The following is a 10277-nucleotide window of genomic DNA, read 5'->3' as shown; positions in this document are numbered from 1 at the left end:
CCGCGCTACCCCACGTCTATCAGGGATTGTGCTCGGAAACATACTTTTCGTTTGAAGTCGCTGTCAATTGCACTGCGCGACAGTGGTTTTGAGAGTTACAGATACTGAATATTTGCTGATGTCGACAGATCGCCGACAAGACGGGATCTCACATGGATGAAATTCTCGCCCGTCGTAATGGGTTGTGTTGCATGATATTTGGTCGTGGCGGATGCGTTGTCGCAGCGGTTGGTGCCGGACGAGTTGTGGGAGTTGGTGGAACCGTTGCTGCCGACGTTCACTCCGCGCGCACAGGGCGGTGGTGTGGCTCCGGTGGACCAGCGGGCCGTGTTCACAGCGGTGGTGTACGTGCTGACCAGCGGTTGCGCGTGGCGGATGCTGCCGCCGTCGTTCGGGGTGAGCGTGCCGACGGCGCACCGCCGATTCACGGTGTGGACGAACGCTGGGGTGTGGCAGCGGCTGCATCAGGCGGTGCCAGATGAGCCGGGCAACCAGGGGTTGATCAACTGGTCCAGGGCAGTGGCCGCCGGGGCGCGCATCCGGGCGAAAAAGGCGATCTGACCGGCCCCGAAGCCGACCCGCTCCACTCCGGCTCGCAACTGCACGCACCGTCCGTTCGTGCGGGAATCCCGGTGGCCGTAACGAAAGCGAACAAGGCCATATGAGACACGGGCCAAGTGCCCAAACCGTGAACACAGCTTCATTTCTTGGGGACGCGCGATGATTGCCGCCTACAGACCGATGAGTCTGTTCGTGTCGATGGTGACAACGGCGGACGGGCCGGGCGATCTCGCTTTGGGCGAACACGCCGCGTCGTCACATCCATGACCGCTCGTCTCACGACCATCTACCTCTGGCACATCCCGGTTCATCGCAGCGTCACCGGCACCGCCCTGCCGACTCCGCCGCGTGTAGCCCGACATCTGACAGATCGGCCTCGGCTATCCGATCGTCCAGAAGATCAACGAAGGCGTCGACGGGCAACTCGTATGGTCCTGCGCTGCTCGGCCACGGCCCAGTCCGTGGATGAGCCGAGAATGGATGCCAGCATTGGCCCGGCGACTTGCCGGAGCAGTTGTCAAGCTGCTGACCGTGCGCCTGACCGGCGGCGTGCCGCTCGGCGGAAGACTGAATCGCCGCGCACGCGTCGAACAGATCCAACCGGCTTACGCACGCTGCCTGTGGCGACCACACCCCACCGGACCAACAGCATTTCCGTCGCGCGGTTCCCGGCCACGCCACCACACCAAACAATCCACCCAAAGGCCCCGCCAGCCGTTACCCCGCTGCCACGTGGTACTGCTGTCGATGCTCGATCCACGGACGCTGCGGTGCTCCCCGCTCATCGCCGACAACTCCCGCAACTTCCCCCACGCCACCTCATCGGCCGGGGTATAGATCTGCATCCACGCATGCGGAAGCGACGGCAACGACGTGAAGTCCTCCCAACCCGGATCACCCAGACTCTTCGCATACGACCCACGCAGGTCCCCGTAGACCGCACGAACCCCGACCGCACGGAGAGCCGGGACGAGGAATTGATCGTGGAGATCGGGCGGGTCCACGCCGAGAACTTCGGCGTCTACGGTGCGAGATAAGTAGGTGTGGTTGCAACTGAACCGGGAAGGGATCGCGGTGGCGCGCTGCACCGTCGAGCGGCTCATGCGTCAGGCCGGGTTGCGTGGTGCGACGCGTGGACGGGTCGAACGCAACCACGATCGTTGATCCTGCCGCGGCGCGGCCCGGCGGATCTGGTTGCGGCGAAAATTCGCGCCGTCCGCACCGAATCGATTATGGGTAGCCGACATTGCCTATGTCCGTACATGGTCAGGGTGGGTGCATGTCGCATTCGTCGTCGATGCGTATGCGCGGGGGATCATCGGCTGGCGCACTGCCACATCGATGACCAGCTCGCTGGTGCTCGATGCCATCGAGCGTCCGAACCCGGCACCCTGAAATGACGGACGCTTCGCGCTGGGCACCTCGTGATCGAATCCCCAGCCGTATCTGAGGTCCGTCACGACGAATCGGCTGAACGGTTGGCCGTAGGCAGGAGTCAGTGTCTGCTGGCGTTGTCGCGCACCGTTGCCGCCCGTTCGATGATCGTTTGGCGACACTCGGCTACGGGTCGATCACAACGAAGCGATATGCGGCTGAGCTGGTCGTACCGTCGTTCAGCTCGACGTTCGCGTCCAACCGCCACTCACCGACTTCCAGCACGTCGAGATGGATAGCCTCGCCGCAGGTTACGTAGCCCTTGTCATACACGTCAGGGCTGCTTTCCTTGGCGAGCTGCCAGAAAAGGTGGCACCCACTCGAGATCGGACCCGACGACCCCAGAACCACGTTGTCAATAGTGATGCACCAATAGAAGCGACTCGAACATACCTTGGCTTTGTCTTTCCCGAGTGCGGAATCCGAATCCATATTCAACTTGATAATGAGTCCCGCTGGGCCCGGTTTCTTCACGGTTGATGTCAGCGACGACGTCGTGGCTGTCGTAGCCGATGGCGCAGTGGTCGTAGTACTGGCCGGCACGGAAGTCGTTGTCGGCGCGGACAGCGATGGCGTTGTTATCCGACCTGCGCTCGCCGGCGCCGTGTCGTCGTGCTGTGTGATAACAGCCAGCACTATCACGACTGCGATAGTCCCGATACCAGCGACACCACCTAACCAAAGCCATCGCAGGTTCGAGCGCTTCTTCGCGATGGTCTCCGGAAGGTCGACCATCATCGCATCGAGGTCTCGCCGCGTTGTCGCCTCGGCGATCACACGGCACCGCTCGTCGAATTCTGCGACATCCAACCGTCCGGCTGCGAGGTGTTCGCTCAGGGTGGCAAGCGCCGCTTCACGTTCGGCGGTACCGATCCTCTTGTCTGCGCTCGCGTCCACACGCGAAGGCTAATCGAAATCTGTTATCTGTGGGGATTTCCCGGAAAAGTGCTGGTATGCATTTCCACCGCCCGGCCCGCAATTGATACCGGACAGTTTCTTGTTTTACTACGTAATTCGGGACGAATCGGAAACGGCATAGCGCGCACGTCCGCAGCGTGATATTCATTCTGCGACGGCCCACGACGGTGCCGCAGGGTTCTTCCAATCGCAGAGGTACTGTGGCCGATCTTGATGAACGGCGACTGCGGCTCCGAAATGCGGTGCTGCAGTGGCTGTATGCCGAGTTGCTGGCCGGCCGTTCGAAGTCGGCTCCCACACCGCAAACGATCATGCGGTATCCCGGATGTTCGATATCGGATGTCGGCTGGGATGAATTGTCCGATGCCGTGGACAATCTGGACCGCGTCGGCTATGTGCGCCGCGGTCCTCGCGCGGGCCGCAGAATCGCTCAGCTGGCACTGACCACCGAGGGGCAGCTTGCCGCGCAATCGTTTGGCGGACAACAGGTTCGCGATGCCACCGAAGCGGCCGCGCGCAACGATCCGCACATTGTGATGGGCCGCGACGGAACGGTCAACATCGTCCACAACAGCGCGCATGCCATCGTTGGGGGCGGGAATGGGCAGGCGCCGGACGAACACAACCGGCGCATGCTGATCATCGGCCTGGCGGGGTTGCTGGTCGCGGCGATCAGCGCTGGCGTGGCCATCATTCGATGGGCGCCATGGGATGGGAAGAGCGACACCGCGCCCCCCGCCGGGCCGGTGACGACGCAGTCCCTACCGACCACGCAGAGTCCAGTAACCACCACTTCGCCCACTACGACCGGTCCGCGTGAAACCTGGTACAACCTGGTCGAATACACCGCCTCCGGCGGGGGCAACGGCTTCAACACGGTCAATTCGATCCGCATCGGCGTTCCTACGCGGACCTTCCCCGGCAGCATTGTCGGCTACTACCAGTCCAGTCTCAGCGAGCAGAATGATCGCGCCACCTGGACCGTCGGCGGAAGGTGCACGAAACTGTCCGTATGGGTCGGCAAGGACGCCGATTCCTCCTCGTCAGCGGGCGTCGGACGTTTCTACGTCCGTGGTGACGATGCCGATCTGGCGGCACCCGTGGAGAAGTCGATGACCGACGCTCCGGAGGAGATCACTGCAGACATCTCCGGCGTTGGCCGCTTGACTCTGCTGGATACCCGCGCCCTCTCGGATGCGAGGAACGCCTGGGGATCTCCTCGCGTTATGTGCTGGGACCCTCCTGGATCGAAACGATGACCCCACGGATTTTCGGACAGAGCCGCCGCACTGCCGACATCGCGGCCAGCCTCGTGGTCTCGGCCATCGCGCCGGTCTCCCGGCACGACATGGCCAGAGTCCACCAGCAAGCACTGCCGATCTCGTGGCACGACGCGACATTCGGGCAGCGTCATCGGTACAGCACAACAGGACCGCATTCACCTTCGGCTCACTTCGCCTATGACCCCGATCTGCACTCTGGTGCGGCGCCTCTACGGCTGCTCACTGTCACTGCTGGAAGATGCGTGACGTCCGGTTGGAAACAACCCTGGTTGTTTTGGAATCTCTTCGGCGGCATCAGCATTGGTCGATAGTTCAGATATTGCGAATTCGAACATTTCGACGAACCGTAGTGGTCGATCGTCCCCTTGCACGTCGTCCTGCACGGGTGCTCCTCATCGCATTGCGCTCTGACGTCAGCGTATGCGGATCGATTCTATGGCTGCGAATGGCTTTTGGTGGTCGGGTTCGACGTCGATCATGGAAGTGACTGCGGTCGCACTGATAATCATATGGCGAAAGCTGCTGTGGCAGAAACCTATTGATATTCATCTGGTGGACGTACCATGTCATGGTCGACGGCGAATGCCGGGCGATCTGGGTTGGCTACAGAGGATTCGCCTCATGGCGTGGAACACTATTGGTCGGCAATTCGCTCAGTGGACTCCTTTCTGGAGCTCGGGTGAACGTGAGGATCGCCAGCAGCCCGGTAGGGTGTGGCTAGTTCTATTGCTGATGTGCCTGGCCTTGGTATGGGCGGCGCAGACAGCGGCCAAGGCTTGGCTTCCCATGCTGCTCAGGGATCATCCGTTAGTGCTGATCTCGCTGGATTCGCGGACGCGCGACCTCGTATTGGCGAGCTCGAAGCTCGGGATCGGCGAATTCATCACGGTTGCGGTCGCCTGGCGGTTCGGTGTTCATTTCTTATACTACCTATCGGGTCGGTGGTACGGGGATGCGGCCGTGGGTTGGATAAGGGCTCGATCGAGGGTGGGCGGCAAGGTCGCCGATCGCCTCGAGCGAACATTTCGGCGCTGGTCTATTCCGGCCGTGTTCCTTGTGTCGAACAAGCTGGTGTGTGTGCTGGCGGGCTCGGCTCGTATGCGGTCCGTGGCGTTCGTTCCGATTCATCTGTCGGGTACGGCCATTCGCATCGTCGCGTTGTGTGTGATCCTGCGTTCGAACAACTCGAGGCTGCTGCCGTTGGTCACTGCGATGGACCGCAACGCGAACTGGTTGACTGTGCTGTTTGTAATCGGAACCGTTGTCGCTGTACCGGTTTCAGCATATATGCACTACCGAGTCGCTGTACGCTCATCGGAGCGTGATTCCGCCTGGCCTCCGTCGTGAGCCGATAGCCGAGTCGAGAGCGGGGAACAATGAGCTCGAATGTCGAAAAAGTACGAGGGAGGCTGCTGCCCTGGGCGGGCGGCCGGCTGTTCCGCAGTGGAATCCCACTGGACCAACCGGTCGTGGTGACCGATCGGGTACTCACCGCGGCCAATGGCATCACGATCTTCCGTCTGCTCGCGTTGCCGGTGTGTGTCTATCTCGTTGTGGCGCACGAACAGTGGGTCGCCGCATTCGGATTACTCGGCTTTCTGGTCTTCCTCGATACGATGGACGGCTACGTCGCACGCAGGTTCAATCAGGCGACGAAGCTGGGCACCTACCTTGATCCGGTTGTGGACCGGATCACGGTGTTGACTGTCGGCGCGATGCTGGTAGTGGTGCACATCATCCCCGCATGGCTGGCCTTGCTCGTGGTCTTGCGGGATGCGCTTCTCGTAGTCCTGGGCCTGACATTGAAGCGGCTCGGCCGACCGCGGCCCGGAATCCAGGTTCCGATCACACGGATTTCGAAGCTCGCGACAATCCTGCTACTGACCGGGTTGGCCTTTCTGTTGCTGTCACGTGCGGACCTGAGCGTGCACACCACCGTGTACTACGGTGCGTTGCTGATGCTCTGGATTGGCATCGTGCTCTACTACATCGCTCTCGGACAGTATTTCAAGGCAGGCATGACCGATCAGTCAGGATCATCGGAGTAGGGTGTCCGGACCGTCGAGACGGTCCAGAACCTACGTGAATGCAGGAGCATAAGAAAGATGTCGAGCGGTAGCCGGAGGTGCGGCGCAACGACCGCGCCGTAGTACCGGTCGATGTGTCGCAAGTACTCCAGGTAGATGATCGGGCAGTGTTCGCGCCACCAGCGCATGGTGAGCGGTTTCCCGGCATTGAGTGCGGCGCGCACCTCGGCCAAACCTTCGGCTCGCTCGGTGACGAAGCTGTTCAACAGGTTCGGACAGCTGTCACCGACGTCCTGTGAGAAGTCCGCGATATCGTCGAGGAACTTTCCGGCCAGGCCCAGGTTGCGGAACTGCTGCGCGCACCGCTCGTGATACGGATGGCCATTGAACAGCCGAATCACCTGGTACGCCGTGTGAAGCACTTCTCCGGAGTCGAAGGCAACGACACACATCGCAGCCGTGAACGGGCCGCCGGCCTCGGCGTCCGCCACAGCGTCGCGATAGTCGTCGAAACCGGTGCCGAAGAAGTCGGTCAGTATGTAGTGCCTGATCGAACCGTCGCGCCCGGTCGTATCCAGGTAGGAGCCCAAGGCATTCCAGATCATCGCCACGCTCGGTGAGTTGAGGATCGTGTCGGCGTCGGTGGCTTCGCCGCGGCGGTGCCGACGTTCGAATTCGTCGTCGAACACATACATGAACACCGCGAACAGGACCGTGGCCAGTCCCGTCGCCGGATCGACGCGCAGTCCGGTCGATTCTCGGTAGCCGCGCAGAAACATGGCGCAGTAAACGTCGTGCACGACGCGCCGGAATTCGGGATGGTCCAGTTCGGCTGTGCTGCATCGTGCCTGAGCACTCCGACGGTAGGGCTTGCGGAACGCGTGATCGACGACGTACGGGAGTGCCGCGAGGATGATTCGATAGCGTCGCCATCGTGACATGCGTGTCATGTCCATGGCAGCAACCTGGCTACATCACGGGATACGAGACCGGATAGTGAGCGCTTGGGCTCGGAAGCAGCTGTTGGATCCGGCGCGCACACCCACAGAGATCGTGGAAGCACCTGGAATTCGAGACGTGCGGAGATGCCGACGTAGTCACCGTCGCATTCCCACGGATAGGGCTGATCGCCGCAGACCGTGATCGTCGTGGCTTGAAACCAATCGAGTGGCGGCGGGCGGCGAAGTCGCAGTATCGGCCTGTCCTGTCTTATCCAGTCCAGCAGTGGCTTCACACGCAATACACCGACTTCGACGATGCCATCGTCGAGTGCAGTTCGCGCGAGCCGCGGTTTGGTCATAATCTCTCCGAAGTTTCCGATGAGGATCGCGTGCGCCCGTCGGATCATCGGCGGCTCGTCGTCGACCTGGATTGTGAAGGTCGCCAGGGGATCCCGCAGATGCTTCAGGGCACTTGCCGCATATGCGAACATTCCGATCCGGCCTTTCAGGGTGGCAGTAGCGTCGCGCATTACAGCGGCGCTGAACCCGATGCTGCCCGCGAAGAAGGCACGGCCGGAATCCACGACGCCCAGGTCGACGCGTCGGCGGTCGCCGTGCAGAGCGTTTTCGACCGCATCCTCGACCACAACCGGTGAACGCAGGCTGGTGGCCACGATGTTTCCGGTGCCGGTGGGCACTATCGCCAGCGGAACGGATTGGCCGATGAGAACATTCGCACACGACGCGACAGTCCCATCACCTCCGGCCGCGATCACGAGGTCGGCTCCGGCGGCAAGCGCCTTGTGGGTCGCGATAGTGCCGGTGTCACTGCGGGCGGCCTCGAACCACAGCACCGGGACATCGTGCGCGGCCAAGGCTGTTTCGAGTGCCACGCGACGAGCGTCGCTACCGCCGCGGTCGGGTGCCCCGCTGACCGGATTGTGCACTACAGCGACGAGCCGCGCGCCGACGGGTGCGTTGCATTTAACCAAAGTGATTGTCCCCCAATGCAATACAGTATGCGACGGGAATACTGATGAACAGTGAGTCGAAACGGTCGAGCACGCCACCGAATCCGGGCAGTGCGACTCCGGCATCCTTGACGTGGAAGTCTCGCTTCACGACGCTTTCGATGAGGTCACCCCAGATAGCGCAGGTTGCGATCGCGCCGCCAAGGAGGATTTTATGGACGATTCCGACCGTGACCGGGGATAGTGCAGCGTCGATGATGACAACACCGACCACGGCACCGAAGAACCCGCCGATCAGACCACTCCACGTCTTTGCCGGACTCACAGTCGGACGCAGTTTCGGACCACCGACCTTGGATCCGATGACATAGCTACAGGTGTCGGCCAGCCAGGCGCCGGCCACCACCAGCAGCAGCAATCGCGTTCCCCATGGCTGAGCCGAGCGAATGAGGACGACGAACGCCATGGGCAACCCGACGAGGATGTGACCGAACAGCACGCCGCTCATCTGCCGGTGCGCCCCGGCAACGCGTCCCGTCGCGATCGGAATCAATGTGGCAGCGAGGAACAACCCGAGCGGCATCAGCAGGATCAGTTCGATCGCTCGGTGTGCGGCCGCCAGGAGACCGGCCTCAGACCAGACCATTAGTAGGCTCCGATAGCCTCGATCGAGGCCGATCATGGTTGAGTACTCGGCGATCCCGCACAGCATTACTCCCGCAATCACGGCAAACAGCACGATCCCGCCCGCGAACAACGCCAGCCCTGCCACAACGAGGAGGACGCTGGCCGTCGCCACGGGCACCAGCAGCGACCGTTCCTCCGGCAGGCGTCGCCGTCGCCACTCGCGCCACCCGGCACCTATCAGCAGGATCAGCACGGTCACGGCGACCGCGACACCGACCTGTCCGAACAGTGGGTCGTTCCACGGAGCGTGTGGCATCGCGGTCTGATTCCTATTGCCTTGCGAGGATAGGGGTTTCGGATACCTGGGCTGGCTCGCCGCGCATTCTTGCCTCGGCGGCACGGGCAGGACCGATTATCCGGCTGCTGCGCGGCCGCACGGGGCGGGCGAGACGGATGGCACCACACAGCGTCGCGAGCCCGTACTGCTCGAGGGCACGATGATCCACGTCATAGAGCCGTCGGATCTGTGGCGGCAGGGTATGCAGGGCCAGGAACGCGACGGCCCACAGCTTCACGCCCGCGATGCCTCGTTCTCTGCGACGCATGAAATCCACCAGCCGCCGTGAACTGTCGGTCCTACGGAGCAGCCCGCTGTCGGCGGTCTCGGTGATGTAGTTCTCCAGCGCGTCCGTATCAGGCGGGATACGGCTGCGCGATAGTCCGAGGAGGTTGGCCACCAACGCCGACTCGGAATGGAACCGTTGTCGGGAGGCGTCATCGAGACTGCCGACCGTAAGGCGCTCGAACAGAAGGAAACTCGACTCCAGCGACGCGTGGACCCACAGCATTGGGCTGGGATCGCCTGCGGTGTAGGGGAACCCGTCGACCGGATCGATGCCGCGAACCGATCGGTGCGCCGCATTGATTTCGCGCACGGCGGCTGAGGCTTCCGAGCGCGTACCGAATATCACCGTGAAGATCAGTCGCAGCGTCCGCTCATGACGTCCCCATGGGTCGTCCTGATAGAGATGCGTGCGCGCAAGCGCATCCGCGACGACCGGATGGACGGCGTGCATCAACAGCGCCCGTAGACCGCCCATCAGTACGGATCGCTCACGGAGCACACGCCACGATTCGCTGTCCGGACCGAACAGTCCAGTATCGGGTCCGTTGATTTCCACCTGTTACCACCAATCGTCGAATGACCGCTGATCATCACCGACCCGGTACCCGGCGCATGGGTGCGACCACCGTCCACAACGCAATTAATGATGCTGCACATGGGATTACCGTGCACGGCGAACTTGCTGTAACGCACCCCGACACACCATCCGGACACGCGCAAACGGCGGGCATTCGGGGACGGAAACCTGTCATTGCCGCATTGAGTGCTTGTAGGCTTGCTCGCGACCGGCCTCGAGGCCGAGGTATGAGCCCGCGATCCAGAAGAAGGATCTCCCGTGTTATATGCGTATTCGCCCAAGGGGATGCGACGAGCCCGGATCCTTCAGTTGA

General features: G+C 62.1%; 9 protein-coding genes and 2 pseudogenes. 5 read left to right on the top strand and 6 right to left on the bottom strand.

The window, feature by feature from the left end:
• Positions 1-204: 204 nt before the first annotated feature.
• Positions 205-641, top strand: a pseudogene (locus ACQP2D_RS17360) (transposase); the annotation flags it as partial.
• Between the two features lie 885 nt (positions 642-1526).
• A pseudogene (locus tag ACQP2D_RS17355) lies at positions 1527-1938 on the top strand (IS3 family transposase); the annotation flags it as partial.
• Positions 1939-2121: 183 nt separating this feature from the next.
• On the opposite strand, the gene ACQP2D_RS17350 reads toward ACQP2D_RS17355, so the two are convergent.
• A complete protein-coding gene (locus ACQP2D_RS17350; RefSeq protein ID WP_433684724.1) occupies positions 2122-2892 on the bottom strand; it encodes a DUF1707 SHOCT-like domain-containing protein in 771 nt (256 codons plus the stop codon).
• Between the two features lie 221 nt (positions 2893-3113).
• On the opposite strand from ACQP2D_RS17350, the gene ACQP2D_RS17345 reads away from it, so the two are divergent.
• A complete protein-coding gene (locus tag ACQP2D_RS17345) occupies positions 3114-4172 on the top strand; it encodes an NPCBM/NEW2 domain-containing protein (protein WP_433684723.1) in 1059 nt (352 codons plus the stop codon).
• Between the two features lie 233 nt (positions 4173-4405).
• Here the strand turns inward: ACQP2D_RS17345 and ACQP2D_RS17340 are convergent, their stop codons facing one another.
• Positions 4406-4579, bottom strand: a complete 174-nt coding sequence (locus ACQP2D_RS17340) for a hypothetical protein (protein WP_433684722.1) — start codon at positions 4577-4579, stop codon at positions 4406-4408.
• A 52-nt stretch (positions 4580-4631) separates the two neighbouring features.
• On the opposite strand from ACQP2D_RS17340, the gene ACQP2D_RS17335 reads away from it, so the two are divergent.
• Positions 4632-5543, top strand: coding sequence for a hypothetical protein (locus ACQP2D_RS17335; RefSeq protein ID WP_433684721.1), 912 nt, complete (start codon positions 4632-4634; stop codon positions 5541-5543).
• 29 nt (positions 5544-5572) lie between these two features.
• Entirely contained in the window at positions 5573-6244 is a 672-nt protein-coding gene (locus ACQP2D_RS17330) for a CDP-alcohol phosphatidyltransferase family protein (RefSeq protein WP_433684720.1), read from the top strand.
• Here ACQP2D_RS17330 and ACQP2D_RS17325 read toward each other — a convergent pair.
• The 4 genes from ACQP2D_RS17325 to ACQP2D_RS17310 all read right to left on the bottom strand — a co-directional run bounded on the left by ACQP2D_RS17325 (position 6223) and on the right by ACQP2D_RS17310 (position 9943).
• The gene (locus ACQP2D_RS17325) at positions 6223-7164 is read right to left on the bottom strand and encodes a hypothetical protein (RefSeq protein WP_433684719.1); all 942 of its coding nucleotides are present in this window, start codon (positions 7162-7164) and stop codon (positions 6223-6225) included. The genes ACQP2D_RS17330 and ACQP2D_RS17325 overlap by 22 nt on opposite strands.
• A 5-nt stretch (positions 7165-7169) precedes the next feature.
• Entirely contained in the window at positions 7170-8261 is a 1092-nt protein-coding gene (locus ACQP2D_RS17320) for a diacylglycerol/lipid kinase family protein (RefSeq protein ID WP_433684718.1), read from the bottom strand.
• Positions 8149-9021, bottom strand: coding sequence for a phosphatidate cytidylyltransferase (locus ACQP2D_RS17315; protein ID WP_433684717.1), 873 nt, complete (start codon positions 9019-9021; stop codon positions 8149-8151). Before ACQP2D_RS17315 ends, ACQP2D_RS17320 begins: the two co-directional genes overlap by 113 nt.
• Before the next feature lie 70 nt (positions 9022-9091).
• Positions 9092-9943, bottom strand: a complete 852-nt coding sequence (locus ACQP2D_RS17310) for an oxygenase MpaB family protein (RefSeq protein ID WP_433684716.1) — start codon at positions 9941-9943, stop codon at positions 9092-9094.
• Positions 9944-10277 lie beyond the last annotated feature (334 nt).

The sequence above is a fragment of the Nocardia sp. CA-119907 genome (assembly GCF_050955995.1).
In the GTDB taxonomy this organism is placed as follows: Bacteria; Actinomycetota; Actinomycetes; order Mycobacteriales; family Mycobacteriaceae; genus Nocardia.
Note: the sequence above shows the minus strand (reverse complement) of the source record. Positions and strands in the feature narration are given on the sequence as shown.